The sequence below is a fragment of the Niallia taxi genome (genome assembly GCF_032818155.1).
GTDB lineage: Bacteria > Bacillota > Bacilli > Bacillales > Cytobacillaceae > Niallia > Niallia taxi_A.
This window is the reverse complement of sequence record NZ_CP102589.1, coordinates 2,728,646-2,747,799: the sequence shown is the minus strand read 5'-3', so window position 1 is coordinate 2,747,799 and position 19,154 is coordinate 2,728,646. Positions and strand designations below refer to the sequence as shown.

Annotated in this window: 23 protein-coding genes; 14 read left to right on the top strand and 9 right to left on the bottom strand. The window is 38.7% G+C overall.

The window, feature by feature from the left end; all coding sequences use genetic code 11:
• Window positions 1–547: 547 nt before the first annotated feature.
• From NQZ71_RS13745 to NQZ71_RS13720, 6 genes are all read left to right on the top strand, one after another.
• Window positions 548–2,155, top strand: coding sequence for an extracellular solute-binding protein (locus NQZ71_RS13745; RefSeq protein ID WP_144454734.1), 1,608 nt, complete (start codon window positions 548–550; stop codon window positions 2,153–2,155).
• 117 nt (window positions 2,156–2,272) lie between these two features.
• Window positions 2,273–3,196, top strand: coding sequence for an ABC transporter permease (locus tag NQZ71_RS13740; RefSeq protein ID WP_144454947.1), 924 nt, complete (start codon window positions 2,273–2,275; stop codon window positions 3,194–3,196).
• A gap of 36 nt (window positions 3,197–3,232) precedes the next feature.
• Window positions 3,233–4,135, top strand: coding sequence for a carbohydrate ABC transporter permease (locus NQZ71_RS13735; RefSeq protein WP_144454735.1), 903 nt, complete (start codon window positions 3,233–3,235; stop codon window positions 4,133–4,135).
• 260 nt (window positions 4,136–4,395) lie between these two features.
• Window positions 4,396–5,388 (top strand): LacI family DNA-binding transcriptional regulator, encoded by a 993-nt coding sequence (locus NQZ71_RS13730; RefSeq protein ID WP_144454736.1) that lies wholly within the window; start codon window positions 4,396–4,398, stop codon window positions 5,386–5,388.
• A 27-nt stretch (window positions 5,389–5,415) separates the two neighbouring features.
• On the top strand, window positions 5,416–6,036 hold the full coding sequence (locus NQZ71_RS13725) for a YesL family protein (RefSeq protein WP_186304023.1): 621 nt from the start codon (window positions 5,416–5,418) through the stop codon (window positions 6,034–6,036).
• A gap of 120 nt (window positions 6,037–6,156) precedes the next feature.
• Window positions 6,157–7,158 carry an LLM class flavin-dependent oxidoreductase gene (locus NQZ71_RS13720; protein ID WP_127742711.1) on the top strand — a complete coding sequence of 334 codons (1,002 nt, stop codon included), beginning with the start codon at window positions 6,157–6,159 and terminating at the stop codon, window positions 7,156–7,158.
• A gap of 38 nt (window positions 7,159–7,196) precedes the next feature.
• Here NQZ71_RS13720 and NQZ71_RS13715 read toward each other — a convergent pair whose 3' ends face one another.
• Complete coding sequence (locus NQZ71_RS13715) at window positions 7,197–7,577, bottom strand: SET domain-containing protein (protein WP_127742713.1); 381 nt, start codon at window positions 7,575–7,577, stop codon at window positions 7,197–7,199.
• A 276-nt stretch (window positions 7,578–7,853) separates the two neighbouring features.
• Here NQZ71_RS13715 and NQZ71_RS13710 point away from each other — a divergent pair, with 276 nt between their 5' ends.
• Window positions 7,854–8,573, top strand: a complete 720-nt coding sequence (locus tag NQZ71_RS13710; protein ID WP_144454738.1) for a YebC/PmpR family DNA-binding transcriptional regulator — start codon at window positions 7,854–7,856, stop codon at window positions 8,571–8,573.
• Between the two features lie 282 nt (window positions 8,574–8,855).
• A complete protein-coding gene (locus tag NQZ71_RS13705) occupies window positions 8,856–9,515 on the top strand; it encodes a Type 1 glutamine amidotransferase-like domain-containing protein (protein ID WP_317010852.1) in 660 nt (219 codons plus the stop codon).
• 35 nt (window positions 9,516–9,550) lie between these two features.
• Here the strand turns inward: NQZ71_RS13705 and NQZ71_RS13700 are convergent, their stop codons facing one another.
• The 6 genes from NQZ71_RS13700 to NQZ71_RS13675 all read right to left on the bottom strand — a co-directional run bounded on the left by NQZ71_RS13700 (window position 9,551) and on the right by NQZ71_RS13675 (window position 13,072).
• Window positions 9,551–10,243 carry a DsbA family protein gene (locus NQZ71_RS13700; RefSeq protein WP_317010851.1) on the bottom strand — a complete coding sequence of 231 codons (693 nt, stop codon included), beginning with the start codon at window positions 10,241–10,243 and terminating at the stop codon, window positions 9,551–9,553.
• Window positions 10,244–10,273: 30 nt separating this feature from the next.
• Window positions 10,274–10,675, bottom strand: coding sequence for a DoxX family protein (locus tag NQZ71_RS13695; RefSeq protein ID WP_127742721.1), 402 nt, complete (start codon window positions 10,673–10,675; stop codon window positions 10,274–10,276).
• A gap of 110 nt (window positions 10,676–10,785) precedes the next feature.
• The gene (locus NQZ71_RS13690) at window positions 10,786–11,628 is read right to left on the bottom strand and encodes a M56 family metallopeptidase (RefSeq protein ID WP_144454741.1); all 843 of its coding nucleotides are present in this window, start codon (window positions 11,626–11,628) and stop codon (window positions 10,786–10,788) included.
• A 2-nt stretch (window positions 11,629–11,630) separates the two neighbouring features.
• On the bottom strand, window positions 11,631–12,047 hold the full coding sequence (locus NQZ71_RS13685; RefSeq protein ID WP_144454742.1) for a BlaI/MecI/CopY family transcriptional regulator: 417 nt from the start codon (window positions 12,045–12,047) through the stop codon (window positions 11,631–11,633).
• A 160-nt stretch (window positions 12,048–12,207) separates the two neighbouring features.
• Window positions 12,208–12,711: a GNAT family N-acetyltransferase gene (locus NQZ71_RS13680; RefSeq protein ID WP_144454743.1), complete on the bottom strand. Its 504-nt coding sequence runs from the start codon at window positions 12,709–12,711 to the stop codon at window positions 12,208–12,210.
• 121 nt (window positions 12,712–12,832) lie between these two features.
• Window positions 12,833–13,072 (bottom strand): YueH family protein, encoded by a 240-nt coding sequence (locus NQZ71_RS13675; protein ID WP_164849807.1) that lies wholly within the window; start codon window positions 13,070–13,072, stop codon window positions 12,833–12,835.
• 410 nt (window positions 13,073–13,482) lie between these two features.
• On the opposite strand from NQZ71_RS13675, the gene NQZ71_RS13670 reads away from it, so the two are divergent.
• From NQZ71_RS13670 to NQZ71_RS13650, 5 genes are all read left to right on the top strand, one after another.
• A complete protein-coding gene (locus tag NQZ71_RS13670) occupies window positions 13,483–13,974 on the top strand; it encodes a TVP38/TMEM64 family protein (RefSeq protein ID WP_186304024.1) in 492 nt (163 codons plus the stop codon).
• A gap of 114 nt (window positions 13,975–14,088) precedes the next feature.
• Window positions 14,089–14,313, top strand: coding sequence for a hypothetical protein (locus tag NQZ71_RS13665; protein ID WP_144454745.1), 225 nt, complete (start codon window positions 14,089–14,091; stop codon window positions 14,311–14,313).
• Between the two features lie 191 nt (window positions 14,314–14,504).
• Complete coding sequence (locus NQZ71_RS13660; protein WP_144454746.1) at window positions 14,505–15,368, top strand: AraC family transcriptional regulator; 864 nt, start codon at window positions 14,505–14,507, stop codon at window positions 15,366–15,368.
• A 19-nt stretch (window positions 15,369–15,387) separates the two neighbouring features.
• On the top strand, window positions 15,388–15,849 hold the full coding sequence (locus NQZ71_RS13655) for a DinB family protein (protein ID WP_317010850.1): 462 nt from the start codon (window positions 15,388–15,390) through the stop codon (window positions 15,847–15,849).
• Between the two features lie 134 nt (window positions 15,850–15,983).
• Window positions 15,984–16,415 (top strand): hypothetical protein, encoded by a 432-nt coding sequence (locus NQZ71_RS13650; protein WP_317010849.1) that lies wholly within the window; start codon window positions 15,984–15,986, stop codon window positions 16,413–16,415.
• A gap of 52 nt (window positions 16,416–16,467) precedes the next feature.
• Here the strand turns inward: NQZ71_RS13650 and NQZ71_RS13645 are convergent, their stop codons facing one another.
• Window positions 16,468–16,719, bottom strand: a complete 252-nt coding sequence (locus tag NQZ71_RS13645; protein ID WP_260055428.1) for a hypothetical protein — start codon at window positions 16,717–16,719, stop codon at window positions 16,468–16,470.
• Window positions 16,720–17,159: 440 nt separating this feature from the next.
• Here NQZ71_RS13645 and NQZ71_RS13640 point away from each other — a divergent pair, with 440 nt between their 5' ends.
• Window positions 17,160–17,798, top strand: coding sequence for a YcnI family copper-binding membrane protein (locus NQZ71_RS13640; protein WP_394374129.1), 639 nt, complete (start codon window positions 17,160–17,162; stop codon window positions 17,796–17,798).
• 57 nt (window positions 17,799–17,855) lie between these two features.
• Here the strand turns inward: NQZ71_RS13640 and NQZ71_RS13635 are convergent, their stop codons facing one another.
• The gene (locus tag NQZ71_RS13635; protein ID WP_317010847.1) at window positions 17,856–19,130 is read right to left on the bottom strand and encodes an erythromycin esterase family protein; all 1,275 of its coding nucleotides are present in this window, start codon (window positions 19,128–19,130) and stop codon (window positions 17,856–17,858) included.
• Window positions 19,131–19,154 lie beyond the last annotated feature (24 nt).

Below are 19,154 nucleotides of genomic sequence, written 5' to 3'. Positions count from 1 at the left end.
GAGGGAGCTGAAATTTTTTTAGTTTATATGGATTTGAAGCTTACCACTAGCTTAAGCTGTTCCGTTAATTCCTTTAATAAATTAAAATATCGCATGATTCGTTGCTGCAGGCGAAGCTTCGACAGGAAGGAAAATAGAAAAGGCGAAAAGATGAAAAAAAACCTGCTTTTTTTGCCAAAATCAGTAGAAATTTGCAGAGGGGATCTTATTGACGGATTAAAAAGAAAGCGTTATCATTAACTTGCATTTAAACAAAAAAACCTTACCTGCAAACATGCTCATCTAGAATTCTTACTCAATTACTGCCTCTCCTTTTTTTAGTTTTTTTCGTGTACGTACACAGTGCCTTCACTATTTATTTCACTCTTATTTTTCTAGCATAATGTAAACGCTATCAAACTTTGTTGTATCTGCTGAGCGCACATGGACTTTTTCGTGTACGTTCACAATTACATAAACTTTTAAAGCTATTTTCATAAAAGGAGGTAAAACGAAAAGATAACGGTAGTTTTAGTGACGAAAAAATTTTCTATTGGGGGAAAACAAGATGAAAAGATTAGGTTATGGTTTTCTGGCTGCATCACTCGCCGCTCTTGTTTTAGCAGGCTGTTCAGACAAAGAGGAAAAGGCAGCCGTCACAAAGGATGGGAAGCCGCAGCTTACAGCACTCATAACAAAGCATCCATTAACACAGGATGTTAATAAAATTGAATGGCTCAAGGAAATAGAGGACCGTCTTGGGATTGATATTAAGTGGCAGGAAGTTTCGGCAGATTGGGATCAAAAGAAAGGGGCTTTGCTTGCTGGTGGTGATGTGCCTGATTTAATTATTGGTCCTAATGCCATTACAGATGCAGATTATGTGCAATTTCCAGGATTGTTTGAGGATTTGTCTGATGATGTTGATTCAAGTCTTCCAAATGTCCAGGCGATGTTTGATGCAAAGCCGGAAACAAAAGCAATTGCGACACAGCTTGACGGCCAGATATACGGCCTGCCTAAATACCAGAGATTTTGGCCTGGAACAGCTACAAGACAATTCATCAACCAAGAATGGCTTGATAATCTTGGCTTGAAAATGCCGACAAACTGGGATGAGCTATATACAGTTCTTAAAGCATTCAAGGATGAGGATGCAAACGGAAACGGAGACAAAAATGACGAAATTCCAATGGACTTTTCACCAACGGGCACAATCGGCTTTGGCTTCTTCCAGCCAACTGTCCTGTTAGGAAGCTTCGGCATCACACTGACTGATGCGAGCGGTTCAGGCTACTATGTGGAGGATGGGCAGGTCAAAAACTTCCTAACAGATGAGCGCTATAAAGAGCTTGTCGAGTTTTTGCATAAATGCTACGCAGAGGGCTTGATTAATAAAGAAGTATTTACACAGGACTACACGAAATACCAATCATTAGCTAGAGGCGAAAAAGACACTGCGAAGGTCGGCTATACCTTTGGCTGGGAAGTGACAGACAGATTCGGCAATGAGCTTGCACCACAATATGCTTCCATGGCGCCACTGCAAGTGACAGCAGGAGATGATGTTCAAGTCTCATGGGATTATGACTATAATGGCTTAAACTATGGTGTCAATATGATCACATTATCTGCACAGTCCCAAAATAAAGAAGCCGCATTAAAATTCATCAATGAATTATACGATCCTAAGGTGAGCATGCAAGTGCTATTCGGCTCGATTGGAACAAATATTGAAGAAAATGCAGATGGCAGCTTCAAAGTATTGCCGCCAAAAGATGAAAACATGGACCCAGGAACATGGAAATGGACAACAACATGGGCTGATAACGGACCAATGTATGTATCGGACGATTTGAAGCTAGAGCTTGGAACAGATATGCAGTCTGTCGGCAAACAAACAGAACCACTGCAAGAAGCGTTAGATGCCATTGATGTAGAAAATGATGTTCTTCCGAGCATGTTCATTAAATACAGCAAGGAAGATAACTCGAAGCTTAGCTTAAATAACACTAACTTAATGAACCTTGCCTTAGCGAAATACTCGCAATGGATTACAAAAGGCGGAGTTGATAAAGAGTGGGATGCATATTTAGAGAATGCCGAAAAAACAGGGTTGCCTGAAAACATCAAAATCATGCAGAAATATTATGATGACTACAAAAAGAACCAATAAGTAACCATAAATGATGAAGGATGCAATTTGAGCATAATCCTCAAAATTGCATCCTTTTAAAAGGGAGGTAGCTTTGTGGCCTTAATCAATCCTCAAGCAAAAAAAGCAGTCCCAGAGATGACGACGAAGCCTGCAAAAAAAAGAAATATCTTACAAAGCTTGAAACGAGATTACCAATTATGGATTATGATTCTGCCAGCGATTGTCATTATTATCATCTTTAATTATATCCCGATGTATGGTGTGCAGTTAGCGTTTAGAGAATATGACTTCACGAAGGGCATTACAGGCGGAGAGTGGGTTGGGCTTCATTACTTTAAGGAATTCATTAACAGCTATATGTTTGCCGACTTGATGAAAAACACTGTAGTAATCAGCCTTGCGACGATTATACTTGGCTTCCCTGCACCAATCATCCTTGCATTAATCATAAATCAAGTCATTTGGAAGCGATGGAAAAAAGCGATCCAAACGACCGTTTATTTGCCACATTTCATTTCCTTGGTAGTTATGGTGGGCTTGCTTAATGTTCTTTTGTCCCCTAACTCAGGCGTTGTTGGGCATATTATGCATTCCTTCGGTTGGGATATTAACCTTTTGGCGTCAGAAAAGGCATTTGTTCCTGTTTATGTGCTATCAGATATATGGCAGCATGCAGGCTGGAACAGTATCATTTATTTGGCAGCGCTGGCAAGTGTCGATCCACAGCTCTATGATTCTGCAAAAATCGACGGTGCAAGCAGGTGGCAAACAATTCGCTATGTCGACCTCCCGGCAATTGTGCCAACGATGATAATTCTGTTTATTTTAAGCATGGGGAATATCCTTAATACCGGCTTTGAAAAAATCTTTTTAATGCAAAATCCTCTTAATCTTCCAGTCTCTGAAGTCATAGCGACATATGTGTATAAAATCGGGATAATCTCAAACCAGTTCAGCTATTCTGCTGCCATCGGCCTTTTTAACACAATGATTAATTTCGTATTCCTTATCGCAATGAACTATATAGCCAAAAGGTTTTCCAATATTAGCTTATGGTAGGCGATTATTGATGCATGCAAAAGAAGGAGGGAAGTCATGAAGATTTTCAGCACAAAAGGTAAAACAAAGAGCGACATTGTTTTTGATACAATCATTTTAATCTTATGTTTATTTATCTTCTTATTGGTTGCATACCCGCTATATTTTGTCATCATCGCATCTGTCAGTGATTCGACCCTAGTCTCAACAGGGCAAGTGACGCTGTATCCGAAAGGCTTCAGCTTGTTCGGCTATAAAGAGATATTTAATGATTCAAGAATATGGGTCGGCTATAAAAACACGATTATTTATACCGTATTAGGGACATTTGTTAACCTCCTGCTAACATTGCCAGCAGCATATGTGCTTTCAAGGCAGGATTTTAAGGCAAGACGATTTTTGATGTTCATCTTTGTTGTCACAATGTTTTTTAATGGTGGACTTATCCCGACATATTTGTTAATGAAGGAGTTAAGCTTAATCAATAATATGTGGGTGTTCATTCTGCCATTTTCCGTTAATGTCTTTAACTTAATTATTACAAGAACCTTTTTTGAAAGCTCCTTGCCGAAAGAGTTGTTTGAAGCAGCACAAATGGACGGGTGTACACATTTTCAATTCTTCGGAAAAATTGCCTTGCCCTTATCAAAAGCAGTCATTTCTGTTGTTGGCTTATACTATTTAGTTGGTCATTGGAATGACTTCTTCACAGGCTTGATTTATATAAGAGATTATAGTCTGCAGCCATTACAAATTGTGCTAAGAGATATTCTTTTATCAAACCAAGTATTTGCCGAAGGTGCAGGCGCAGGCGGCGCTGCTGGCGGGTATGCACAGAAATATGCAGACCAGATCAAGTATGGAGTCATCATTGTTTCCACATTGCCGATATTGATTATTTACCCATTCATTCAAAAATACTTTGAAAAAGGGGTTATGATTGGTTCCGTAAAAGGCTGATAATCTATTCCGATTGAATAAGTGGCAAAAAAGTGATTGCTAGAAAGCGATAGAAATGTCCGTTTTCACAAGCCGCTGGCAATAGCAAAATGAAACGATAAGCGGATGGAATATTCCTATTATAGGAAGAAATGGAATGATATTATATGTATAATAGAATCATATAACTAAAACTATTTGCAAAGTTTCCAATTTTGCCAGCATTCCATCGCAGAATGCTGGCAAAAAAAGCTTGCAATAACAGCTAATATGGAGGCATTATGAGGGTTACAATCAAGGATATCGCAAAATATTGTGGGGTATCATCAGGCACGGTAGACCGTGCGCTGAACAACCGCCCTGGCATTAAAGAAAAAACAAAACAAAAGGTACTGCAGGCAGCAAAGGATTTGAAATACCGTCCTGACTTTACAGCAAGAAGCTTAGTAAAAGGAAGAACGATGACACTTGGGATTGTACTGTTTGATCTTTATAACCGTTCATATGCACAGCTTTTAACAGCAGTCGAGCTCAAAGCAAGAGAATACGGCTATTTTTTGTATATTGCTTTAACAGATAAGGATATGGAAAATGAAAAGCAATGCATTGAATATTTGGCAAATCATAAGGTGGATGGAATCATTCTTTTTTCCGTTAATAAAGGGAATGAGTTTGAAGAATATCTCCACGGGTTTTCCATTCCAATCATCACCATTTTCAATTTCCTGTCCACAGATTGGGAATATGTTGGCATACCTGAAAGGGCTGCAATGAAAAATGGTGTCAGTCACATTATTGATAAGGGCTATAAGCAGTTCATCTACATATCGCCACCATTGAAGTATAAGGGAATAACGAATATTTATACACAGGAAGAAAGGCTTGAGGGCTTTTTAGAAGCACTAGCTTCTAACGATTTGAAAGAGGCGGAGATTATTAGGCATAATGATTATCTCGATTACTTGGAAAAGATAAACTTCAGGCAAAGAGAGCGGACGGCAATCATATGTTCTTGTGATTTATATGCTTTAGAGGTTATGCGCTTTTTGAAAACCAAGGGCTATAGTATTCCTCACGATGTAGGAATAATGGGCTTTGATAATATCGATGTATTGAAGTACGTTACCCCCGCTCTAACAACGATTGAATATCCTGTCGAGGCGATAGGCGATAAGGCGGTGGAAAGCCTTGTTTATAAAATTGAAAAGGGCAGTTACATAAACAACGAGAATACGGAGCTTTCATACAGATTTATTGCTGGAGAATCAATCTAAATTAATGTAGGAAAGAGGCTGTTGCTAGTGAATATTATCGACAGTAAGTTTTATAGTGTCATAGACAAACTTTCCAATCTCTTTATTCTGAATATTTTCTGGCTGCTGTCATGCCTTCCCCTCTTTACCATTGCACCAGCAACCAGTGCGATGTACAGTGTGATCAGGCAATGGAAAGTCAACGGTGATACGAGCGTTGTCCGCAACTATTTTCATTATTTCAAGGAAAATTTCAGGCAGAGCATAACAATCGGTGCCATTATGGCAGTCTTGCTTGCCGTGCTGTTTTTTAACTATTTTTATTTGAACCAAGACCAATCACTGCTGAAAATAGTGATGACGGTGCCTGTTTTATTGGTCAGTTTCCTCTTTTTGACCACTTTATTTTATATTTTTCCGATGATCTCCCATTATAAACTGCCAACAAAAACGGCATTAAAAAATTCTCTGCTGCTTTCCATGATGAATATTCATATAACAGCAGTTATACTTGTGGTATTCGGAATGCTGAGTGTTGTGCTTTTTTATATGCCATTTACAGGCATCATTATTTTCAGCACTGCTGCTTGGATGCATTATAGCTTATGTCATAAAGTGTTTGCGAAGATGGATGAAGCAAAGCAGTCAATTATCATTGAAGGTCCATGAGGGAGAACAGCTTCTCCCTATTTTTTTTGGTGAATTCTTTAACCACGAGCAAATAAGTTTGTTTCAGTTATACTTATTGTTACTATAATAGAGAATCTACTGTAAGAAAGGACTTTTGACATGTCTAACATAAATATACCTGTCTCTGTCTTAAATTTGGCACCAATTCGCCTTGGACAGGGAGAAAAAGAAGCCATTGATGCAATGGTAAATTTAGCACAAGCAACAGAAGATATGGGCTATTCACGCTATTGGATTGCAGAGCATCACAACTCTCCGACATTAGTGAGCTCGGCGACTTCTATCTTAATAAAACATACATTAGAGCACACAAAGAAAATCAAGGTTGGGTCTGGCGGCATTATGCTTCCGAACCATTCACCACTTGTTGTGGCAGAGCAGTTTGGAACAATGGCTGTCCTGTATCCTGACAGATTGGACTTGGGGCTTGGACGGGCGCCGGGAACAGATATGAAAACAGCCAGTGCCTTAAGAAGAGCACAGCATGATACTGTCTATACCTTCCCAGAAGATGTACAGGCATTGCTGACGTATTTTGGACCAGAGGAAGAGCAGGGCTATGTTCGTGCATATCCTGGGGCTAACAAGAACATACCTCTTTATATTCTTGGTTCTTCAACAGACTCTGCTTATCTTGCAGCACAATTAGGGCTGCCATATGTATTTGCTGCTCATTTTGCACCAGGGCAAATGGAAGAGGCAATCTCTATATACAAACGAAGATTTAAGCCATCACAATATTTGGCTGAACCGTATATGATTGTCTGCTTAAATGTCATTGCCGCAGAAACAGATGAAGACGCAAAAAGGGAAGCAACAACAATGCAGCAATTTTTCTTGAATGTTGTCAGAGGAACACGCACACCTTTAAGCCCACCTGTTGACAGCATGGAGGCAGTTTGGAGCATGATGGAAAGAGAAATGGCTACCTCCATGTCCAGCATGGCATTCATCGGCAGCAAGAATACGGTGAAGGAACAGCTAGAAAGCTTCCAGGAAAAATACGATGTAAATGAAATCATGGCCGTTTCTTATATTTATGATGAGAAAAAGCAAATCCGCTCCTACGAAATCTTTAAGGAGATTGTGGACGGCCGTTAAAAAAAACAGACCTTCATCTTTAATGAAGGTCTGTTTTTTTATTCTTCTTTGTCAAACCAAAGCAGTTCTTTATCATCTACATCGCCATTATAGTTGATTAAGATTTCTTCGCCTGCTTTAATATCCTTATAGGCGTAAAAATCAAATGTATGTTCATCAAAATTAATATCATAAACAGCATTTGGTTCATAAGCATGGTTAAACAGCATGCCATAGCCAAGCAGAATGGCAGTATGATTTATGCCGTATTCAAATGCATAGTCAGCCAACAGTGTTTTTTCAATATGCTCGTGCTGTTCGTTCGGGTAGGAAATAACAGGAGCTTTATGAATAAGCTCGCCTTTTTTGATATCTTCTGTAGCGAAAACACCTCTGTTGAATTCCCCATCACTTATTGGAGATACTTTTACTTCAATCATAATTGTCTATTGCTCCTTTTTAGTTGTCACCTAACTGTACCATTTATTACTGTTAAAAGGAATGAAGAATGCTGGTACTTTAGTAAATTTATGAAAAATCAATAATCATAGTCCAGAAAGATGAACAAATTTCATATTTACGGTATAATATTATTCGTCTTAAGCATTGCTTAAAAGAAAAAGTCAAATTAAAAATACCATAACAGGCATTGAAGAGCCGGCCAGTTGTTATCTATAATAGGTAATGATGGATAAATCAGAAAGAGAGTGTTCAAAATGGGTCGTAAATGGAATAATATTAAAGAAAAAAAAGCATCAAAGGATGCAAACACAAGCCGTATATACGCTAAGTTTGGCCGTGAGATTTATGTGGCTGCAAAACAAGGCGAGCCAGATCCAGAATCAAACCAAGCATTAAAGGTTGTTTTAGAGCGCGCTAAAACGTACAGTGTACCAAAGAATATCATTGATCGTGCTATTGAAAAGGCGAAGGGCGGATCGGAAGAAACGTATGATGAGCTTCGCTATGAAGGATTTGGTCCTAGTGGTTCAATGGTAATCGTTGATGCACTTACAAACAATGTAAACAGAACAGCTTCAGATGTTCGTGCTGCATTCGGGAAAAACGGCGGAAACATGGGTGTCAGTGGATCTGTTGCTTATATGTTTGATGCAACAGCTGTTATCGGTGTTGAAGGCAAATCAGAAGAAGAAGTATTGGAATTATTGATGGAAGCAGATGTTGATGTTCGTGACATTATTGCTGAAGACGAATCTGTTATTGTTTATGCAGAGCCAGACCAATTCCATGCAGTACAAGAAGCATTCAAAAGTGCTGGTGTTACAGAATTTACTGTTGCAGAATTAACAATGCTTGCGCAAAACGATGTAACACTTGATGAAGAATCACAAGCGAAATTTGAAAAGATGATCGATGCTATTGAAGATTTAGAGGATGTTCGCCAAGTCTACCACAATGTTGATTTAGGTGAATAATAAAGCAAATGAAACCTTTCTCGTTAAGAGAGGGGTTTTTTTAATTCTTTAAAAAATACTGTGATACAATAAGGATATATTTGGAATATGCCTTAAGGTGATAAGGGAATTAACGTGTAAAGCATAGTGATAGTAGGCTTAGGCGTATCGTTTGGAGCTTTAATTTGCACATAGAACAGGAGGCTTGAAATAAAGACATTTGGTTAAAGAAACACTTAATCTTTAGTTTTAATATAATAATAGAGGAAGCCTTTTGAGAATACAGGATAAGGGGGATATAAGATGGCACGTCATTTTTATGCTTTTGGGGGCGGACCGCCATTTACTACTAAAATGGCGCAGCAATATGTGCACCAGACAAAAAGGGGAATGATTGCGATCTTGCTGGTTGATCGGGAAGGCTGGCTTGCCTATATGCCTGACTATACAGATAAACTAAAACAATATGGTGCAGAAAAGTTTCGGTATTTACCGCTCCCAAGTACTACAGAAGAGCAAGTAATAAAAACGATTAAAGACAGTGGAGGCGTGATTATTTGCGGCGGAGACACGAGCCGTTATGCAGAATATATCGCCGATACTAATATCGGGGCAGCGATAAAAGAGGCGTATGAGCGGGGAGTACCAGTTGCAGGCTTTTCAGCAGGCGCATTGATAAGTCCGCAAAACTGCATTATTTCTAGTAAAGATAACAAGGAGCAGCGATATGTTGAACGAAAAGGCATTGGCTTGCTTTTTAATACATATTTTGCCGTTCATTTTTCTGAATGGAACGAAAAACCCCATTTACAAGCAATTTTCGCGAAGCATCCAAATGCTTATGTATATGGTATTGATGAAAAAACTGGTATGTACTTTCATAATGGAATATTAGAGAGAATGGAAGGGATGGGGGTCTATCAAATGCAAGACGGCATATGCAGAAAAATAAATAGTGCATAAAAAAGAGAGTACAAGTGTGTACTCTCTAGATTTGTTTACTTTTCAGCCGCTTCATTCACCATATCCAATAATTCATTATAGCTTGAGCCTTCGAATTTAACACCGTTGACATAAATTGTTGGAGTGCCGGTAATGTTTAATTGATTCACATAATCTAAATCTTTTTGCAAAGAGTCTTTCGCTGTTTGCTTTTGGAACGCTTCTGTCACTTTTGTGATGTCTTCATCCGTCGCTCCAGCATCCTTCAGACGCTCTTTCAAGAATTCCTCTGTATATGTTTCTTCTGTTTCATTATCAGGCTGATTAGCGAAAATGGAATCATGGAACTTCCAGAAAATATCGTTGCCTAGTTCGCTATAAACAGTTTCAGCAAAAAGTGCCGAAGTAGTGGAATCAGCATGTATAAACGGATAATTCATATAATAGAATTTCGCTTTACCTGTATCGATTAAGTTTTCCTTTACAACAGGGAAAAAGGATTCATTAAAGTTTTTACAGACAGGACAGCGGTAGTCTCCGAATTCTACGATACTGACACTAGCAGATTCTTCTCCTAATACAGGTTGATTTTCATAGTTGAAATCAAACCCTTTTTCAGGAAGATTTGCTAAAATGACAAGCCCTGCAATACATACGACAACGATGCCGATGATCCAATAAATAAATTTAGAAGGCTTGTTCCCAGTTGATTGTGCTTTTTTTTGTTTCTGATTTTTCGTTTTTGCCACAATGACTTCTCCTTTTATTTAACAAGCATTTTAAACATTCTGTTCTTTCTTCCTACTAGATAGTATAACATTATCTACAGAATATGCCTGTTCTTTATTTAAAACTAATAATAGAGACATTGCAAGCAGTGATAGATCAAATTCAAATCCGCCCACTAAGCCATTTTGCAGGCTGACTGTCGCAATTGCTACAACCATAATAGCAGCAAACAATGCGGCAATAATTCTCGTTGCAAGTCCAAGGATAATAAGAGCACCACCAATTAGTTCAATTCCAGCGACAAGATAGGCAGAAAACCCAGGCAGGCCTAAACTAGTGAAGAACCCAGCAGTATTGTCTATTCCTCCCTGGAATTTAGATAACCCATGTGCAAAAAATATCACTCCAAGAACAACGCGAATAACAACAATACCGATATGTGTAAATTTCATTAATGATTTCCTCCTTTAATTAATTAGTGTATATAAAACACTACAAATGCAGTGTGTATATTTAGAAGATTGTTTACACTACGTTATGTAGTGTAACGGTGTAAAAAAAATTAGTAATGCAGCAGTTTAGAGAAAACTAAACTAAGCAGCGTAAAAATGGATAGGGAAGCAGCACTATTAACTAGCGGCCATTTTATTTTACTGCTCGTATTAGGCTCAATCATATTTTGAATACGGTAGTTAACAGAGCCGTCTGCAAACGAAACGAAGCTTGCAGGATGCTGCACTTGTTTACTGTTAATCATTTTTAACAGAGCACTTGATATATGCAATCTCTGTCCACTTTTATCGATTGCATAATTGTCAGCAAGCACTTCCCGAACGATTGAAAATTGCTGGGCCAGCCATTTAAGGATAGGCAGGAACCAAAGCACCTTTGCGAAAAGCTCCATCATGAAGGTTTTCATCGGGTCAAACTGGTAGGAGTGATGAAATTCGTGATAAATTACAGACTCAATTTCCTCATCAGATAGGATATCCCATAAACCAGTTGTCAGCACAATTTGCGGCTTCGTAAATCCAACAGTAATCGCAAAAGGCTGTTCGCACTGAATAACATGGATGCGGTTTGTCTGAAAACGACTGTTCCATTCACGGCTCAACTCGCTGCATGTCAGACCAGTTATCTTTGTTCTAAGGTTATGCAGTTTCTTTATTTGTATCATGCAAAACCATAACAAATGAAGAAGTGTAAAGGTGACAAATGCAAGCAGGATATATTCCAAAAAAGGAACTCCAAACATCTCAAACAGCTGCTGGCAAGCTTGGAACAGGTTAAAGCGAATGTCAAAATTGCTTGTGAGCGAATAAATATACCATATCATCTGAAGGAGGATACTGCCGCTTATCAATATGCTGATCAGCAACAGGTAATTAGCATAATTTTTCGTCATTCTTATCGATCCTTTTTCCAATCTTTTATTTTTTGTTCCAGTTTTGCCACTAAACCTTCATCAACATTTTGCAATGCATCAAGCATATGGTTGACGACGACACTTGATCCAAACTCATCCATAAGCTCATATGTAAGCTCCTTGGACTGTGTATTCAAAAAGTCTTCTCGCGACAACATAGGGGAGTAAAGAAAGCTTCTGCCAACATGGCGTTTGTTAAGTATCCCTTTATCTGCCAAGCGGTTCATAACAGTCATCACGGTATTAAAGCTAACAGCTTTGTCTGTTTCCAAGTGTGTCTGCACACTTTTTATGGAAAGCTCTTCCTTTTCCCAGAGCAAATCCATTATTTTAGCTTCCAACGGTCCAAAAAAACGATTTAAACCTTTTTCATGAACTTTAAATTTATTTATCTTCATGATTGCTGCACCTCACACTACACATTGTAGTGCAGATGGATATGGACAGTCAAGAAAACAGGCACAGTGTTACAAAACAGTAAAGAGTTCGTAATAATCAACTAATTTTTTACAGTATTTCATTTGCTTTCTGTTTGCGGAAAGCAAATGATCATATGTTTTATAATACAAGCTGAAAGAGGGCTTCGTCTTGAGCAGTATCTTCCAAATAATGAATTCCCAAATAGGCAAACCCAATCTTACCCAGGATATTTAATGCTTTTTTGTTTTCAACACTGCTGGAGGCGATGATACTTTTCGGCTGATAAACTTCTGCTGCATATCGAATGCAGGCAACAGCAGCTTCAGAAGCCAAGCCCTTGCCCCAAGCGTCCTTCATAAAATGAAAAACCAGCTCGATATCCTCAACAGCGGATTCTATATCAAATCCTGCAGCACCGATGAGCTGGCCAGACGAGATATCTTCTACACCATATACAGTAATGCCGTAATCCTGCTGTGATTGAGCATAGAAATCAATGACTTGCGGCAGTAGTTCTGCTGAAATGCTTCCGCCAGTATAGGCCATAACCTCATCATTGCCCCAAAACAAATCACAATTTGGAGCATCCTGAGCAGTCAATAAACGGAAGCCCAGCCTTTCGCTTTTAAAAATATAGCTCACATTCAAAACTCCTTTAACGAATTATCATATCCTAGAGTATCAGAAGTCGCACGATTCGTCCAAAGGAAAAAGGGATTTGTCAGTCAGTAAATTAGGAGGTGGTGCAAATGAAAAAAATATGTTAGCATTTTGCAGTATGCTCTAATATCTTATCAGCCAAGCTCATGATGTCCCCTTCATACATATGGTAATGGAGGGATGCTTGGATGTATTCATTTTTCTGCATGTCATCATCGCTTATGTTTAACTCTGCAGACCAATGGATTGTCGGAATCGCAACAATAACTCGTCCATCCTCTGTATAAGTTATATAAAGCTCTGTATCTTTCTGGCCTAAATGTGTTTCTAATAAAATAGCCATAGATAAACCTCCTTTGTGGATTAAATCTATTATACTCCTCATAAAATACCATTTCTTGTATATTTGACAAATTTAATCAAAATGTAATGGAAATCGACTATTATCTAAATAAAACGGAGAAAAGCTATGTTTATTTTTACATGTTTAGCAGGTATGTTAGGAAAAGAGAAAAAGTAAATAGGGTAGCTTATGGTTAATTCGTAAAATAGCCTGCCATATATATAAGAAAAAAGGTGATCGCTATAAAAAAATTATGGAAATTACTTTCTTTTGTTGGAACAGTTGTTTTGATCAGCTTCATGTTATACCAGCTAGAAATATTTCATGCAATAAGAAATGGAGAACTGAAGGAATTCACAGCTTATTATCGGAATAACGAAATTTATGCACTTATACTGAGCTTAATTATAATGATTATACAAAATAGCTTTACAGTAATTCCGTTAATACTTGTAATCACAATAAATTATTATGCCTTCGGCTTTTTTTATGGGTTTATGTGGAGCTGGATTTCCAGTATTGTCGCGGCAATCATTGTGTTTGTGGCAGTCCGTTATTGGTTACAGGATTTCGTCCAAAAAAAAGCACATGGTGAGGCGCTTCGGAAAATTGAAAATAAAGGTGGACAATATGTGTTTTATGCGAGGGTTTTACCATTTTTCCCTACAAGCATACTAAATATATTGGCTGCAGTAACAACCATCTCCTTAAAGGGATTTGTGGCCGGAACAGCTGCAGGCAACTTTTTGTACTTTTTTGTGTTATCCTTAATCCCGTTTGGTTTTCTGTCCACCGATATTAACCCTATTCTCATTGTACTGATTATCCTTGCAGTGACAGTCGTAGTTTATTTCATTCAAAAGCAAAAAAAAGTAAAAGCAAAAGCAGCCAATAATGAATAACAACGAAAGCTGCCGATTTATTCGGCAGTTTTTTACATTTATGGTGAAAATTCTGTAAAAAAGTGAAACTAAATGAACTTTAATTCGTAAATAGTAAAAAGGAGGCTGAAAATTATGTACATTGTCATTATATTAGTAGGGATACTGTTTATCGCATCGCTTTTTTCAAAGGGTTCAAAAGCATCTAAAATTTCCAAGTCTTCACATGCGAGCTACACACCATGGGATTTACCTGGAAACGGATATCATGATGGCGGTCACAGCCACCATTCGAATCATGACTGCGGTTCATCATTCAGCTCAGACGGCGGATGTGGTGGAGATGGCGGCAGCGCATAAGGGATAAAGTTTCATCACAACAGTCCAAATTAATGGGGCTGTTTTTATTTTCTCCAAATATCAACATTATGAAGAAGGAAATAGGAGAAGCAATCAAGAATGCTTAGTTGAAAAACCTGTTTGAATCGAGCAAGAAATGACAGGCGCAAGGATATTATTGCAGCTAAACTGTAAGGAAGGATGTGATACTAGTGACATGGCTTGAAGGTTTGCAAAAGGCACTCCAATATATTGAAGAACATCTGGACGAGAAATTGGAGACGTCAGAAATTGCCAAGCAGGCTTGCATTTCCTCTTTCCATTTTCAACGGACATTCTCTGTTTTGACTGACACAACGGTTGGTGAATATATACGGAGAAGACGTCTGTCTTGTGCGGGACAGGAATTGATGAATAAAGAGCTGCGGGTGTTAGACGCTGCCCTTAAATATGGCTATGAATCACCAGAAGCATTCACAAAAGCTTTCCGAAAGCAGCATGGCTCAACACCGAGTGATATCCGCAACGGAAAGGGAAAGCTGACTATCTATAATCCTTTTACAATACAAATTCTTTTGAAGGGAGCAGAACCGATGAATGTGAAAATTGTCGAAATGGAAGGCTTTCAAGCAATTGGCAAGAAAAGATCCTTTTCTTATAAGGAAGGAGAGAATTTTCGAGAAATACCGCTTTTTTGGAGTGAGGCAAATGGTGATGGATCAACAGAAGCATTAGCAGCATGGAATAACGGGCAAATTAAGGGGATTCTTGGTATATGCACAGAAACAAACAGCGAAAACAAGGATATGGATTATTGGATTGCAGCAGCCTCCACGAAAGAAGCTCAGCAAGGATACGATATCATTACAATTCCACCATCAAAATGGGCGATATTTGCAGTACATGGAGCAATGCCTGACAGCATGCAGCAAACATGGAAAAAAATTTATGGAGAATGGTTCCCGACTAGCGGCTATGTACAAGTAGCCTCCCCGCAGTTAGAAGTATACGGAGAAGGAAATTTACACAGCGCGGATTATTATTCAGAAATTTGGATACCTGTTGAAAGACCATAACACTAGAAGGGAGATTGCCATGCAATCATTATTTGAATACAACTGGCAAGTAAGGGATGAGTGGCTGAAATGGTGTGAGTCCATTCCTGAACAGGAGCTGCTTGCCAAGCGAACAGGAGGCTTGCAAGGGATATTGGCAACACTTGTACATATTGTTGATGTAGAGTACAGCTGGCTGCTCGCCCTTACAGGAAAGGAAACAGTAGAATTTACAACTTCTGAGTACAATAGCATTGAAAAGGTAAAGACCTTATCAGACAAGGTGAAAGCAGAGGTTAGAGAGTTGCTGATTGCAAATTTTGCCAAAGACCAGTCTGAAAGAATCAAAGTCTCATGGCAAGATGAAGCCTTCTCAAGAGCGGAAATTATCAATCACTGCATCGTTCACGAAGTCCATCATATTGGGCAGCTGTCCGTATGGGCGAGAGAAATTGGGCAGGACTGTGTAAGTGCTAATTTTATTGGCAGGGGATTAAACTAGATTTTATTGATGACACCATGAAATCCAATGGCAGCTAAGCTACAAGGAAAAATAAATCTATTAATAAAAGTTAAGAAAAACTTAAGCTTCCTAATCCATAATGAACCTACATTACGAATTAGGAGAGAGATAAAATGAAAAAAATACAATCTATCGCAATTATTGCAGCAATGCTTTTATTACTAGCACAATCGATATTAGGTGTTACCTCTTACTTTAGCGCTGGCTCTGCACCAGATATGGGGCAAATGAGTGGACAAGCGCCTAGCATGCAAATGAATGGATCATCGGATAGTTCAACAAGTTCAACTAGTGATACGACGGAAAGCACGGACAGCACAGAAAATTCTACAGCAACTGCTGATTCTGGATTTGATTCAAGTCAGGCACAAGGTAATATGCCAGCAATGAATGGCATGAATGGTCCAGGTACAGGCGCGGAAAATAAGAGTGTGTTAGAATTAGCCCTTAGCATTGCTGGTCTTGTCGTTTCTGTTGGTGGCCTTGTATTAATGATGCTTGGTTGGAAAAAGACGAAAAAGCAAGAAACAACATCTATCGTTTAATAAAAAAAGCATTTCGCTAATATGGCGAAATGCTTTTTTGTTTGACAGCAAGTCAATAATACGGTGGATAATAAGGATTGTAAGGATAATTAGGATAATATTGATTTGGGTTCATGTAGGGTGGATACTGCTTATATGGATAAATGATCGTTGGATTTCCTGCACTAAAGCCCGCAGACGGTGCAACAAAGCCAGTTAAAGTTGCGGCTCCATGACCAACTACTGGTGCAACATGCACTCCTCCCACTGTGGGGGCCCCGACAACAACTGGAACACCTCCATGTAATCTTGTACTATGAAACATAAAATCCCTCCTTTTACCGTTACAATATGAGGGGGATTGGGGAGAAGTATAGGCAGCCGTGTAAGGACAGGTCAAGAATAATGGAATTAATCGCTTTATTTTGTATTTTATAATTGCATAGCATGGCCTTAAAAGAAATTTTTGTGCTAGTTAAATAGGAATTACCTAAATTCTGTATATAGGAGTAGCTACAGGCTTAGTTTGTAAGTTGTGTCTATTATGTGACTTATAAATAAGATTATGGGACGCTTTATCACCATATGTTTTAAAAGTAGAAAAAGCGGCCAAACTGGCTAATATTACTTGTTCACAAATTTGCCACAAATATAAATGTAAAGCGCTTAACACATCTGTTATGATAAAGAAGGTTATTCCTATTTACATAGTGTTTTAAACGCTTGTGAAAAAAAGAACGAAAAGGAGTTAAAAGCATGATACATATGAAAAAAAGAATTACAGCATTTTTAGTTACATTTGCAGCAGTATTTTTAATTGCTCTTCCAGCTAACGCTCATGTAACTGTTAACCCGTCAACATCCACAACAGAGGCATGGGAAACGTATACGGTTAAAATCCCTGTTGAAAAGGAAGTTAACACAAATAAAGTATCCATCAAAATTGCAGACAATGTAGATTTTAAAATGTATCAGCCTGTTGATGGCTGGAAGGTAACTACTGAAAAGAATGATGATGATAAAGTAACGACTGTTACATGGGAAGCAGAAAATGATGATGCAGCAATCAAACCAGGCGAATACCGTCTTTTCAGCTTTACTGCCCAAAATCCTGCTGATGCAGGTGAAGTAATTTGGGATGCATTCCAATATTACACAGATGGAAGCATTGTAGAATGGACTGGTGATGCAGATGCGGATCTTCCTCATTCTGTAACAGAAATTACTAAGTCTACAGCAACAACAGATAGCCATGGCCATACTTCAGACCATGATGCAGACACTGATGAGTCAGCTGACAGCGATGAAGACACTGCAGGTTCTTCAACAAGCAACGTTTTATCCATTGCAGCGATCGTTATTTCTGTTATCGCAATCGTGTTAACATTTATAAGAAGAAAATAATCAGCGTTTATAAAGGGAGCAGCATATGCTACTCCTTTTTTTTATGGTAAAAACAAGCTAATCACTTATTACTTCAACAGGCAGTGGCGAAAGGGCAGTTGATTTGTCCACATAAATAAAGCTATTATATCTTTCTGAAATGCTGGATGGAACATAGTTTCCATATTGCTCATATTCAGGATGGTATACAACTCCAACAGCACGATGACCGACACGCTCTTCAAACAGCGTTTTATTCTCCTGTGAAAACATTAAAAATTTATCGTGGGACCCTGCACGATGAAGCATTTCCTCCCAGCTGCCACGCATTGCTTTCGGTAATGTCATTTTTTCATAAGGGGCTCCCCATTTGTCTCCGGCAATAACCGTACCGCTATATGTCCCAAAACCAACGGAAAAGATATTGTCTGTCCCATATTTTTCACGAGTGATTTGGCCAACATTCACTAAGCCTTCCTGCTCCATTGTCGTTGCCCTCGCATCACCAATATGAGTGTTATGCTCCCATATTATCCCTTTTGCATCACTGCCATAGAAGCTGCTGATATGGGATAATGCTTCGACCATATGATGATCCCGAATATTCCATGATTCCTGATCATCTGTAATCATTGTTTTATAATAATTCTCCGCATTTTTCGATACTAAGGCATTTATCTCAAGACTAAGCTGCTCTTCTTCGTTAAAATCACCGCTTTTGCTGTTAGCCTGCTGGATAGCCTGCAGCAGCTCTAGCATTTCTTCCCGACAGCTTTCGCCAAGTAATGCCGCTGACATCCCGTACGTTTGGGCTTTTCTGTTATACGGCTCAAAGCATTCAATCGCCTTTAATGCCTTTTCCACATGAGGAGACTTCGTTTCTTGCAAGTAGTGAACAATTGCTTCCATTGACTCCCAAAGGCTATACACATCCAAGCCGTAAAAACCAGCTTTATTGCCAGCCTCTTTATTGCTATTAAAGCTTTTCAGCCATTCGAGCAATGGAATGATTTCTTCATTTGCCCACATCCATGTCGGCCAGCGGTTAAAATGGGCCAGCACTTCCTTGGCATTTGCAGCTGTTGAGTTATTTTTTACATATTTATTCACCTCATAGCAAGACGGCCAGTCGCCTTCCACTGCCACAAAGGAAAAGCCATGTTCCTGAATCAGTTTTTTGGTAATTTCTGCACGAAGAGAATAAAATTCAGCTGTACCGTGTGTCGCTTCACCAAGCAAAACATATTTAGCCTTCCCGGCTTCCTTGATAAGCGGTTCAAGATCGTCTATCCCTTGAAAGGCTTTGCTGTGCTTCTGAATATTTTCTATATGTTCATTTATTTTAATAAGCATATTATGTCCTCCAAAACTGTGTTA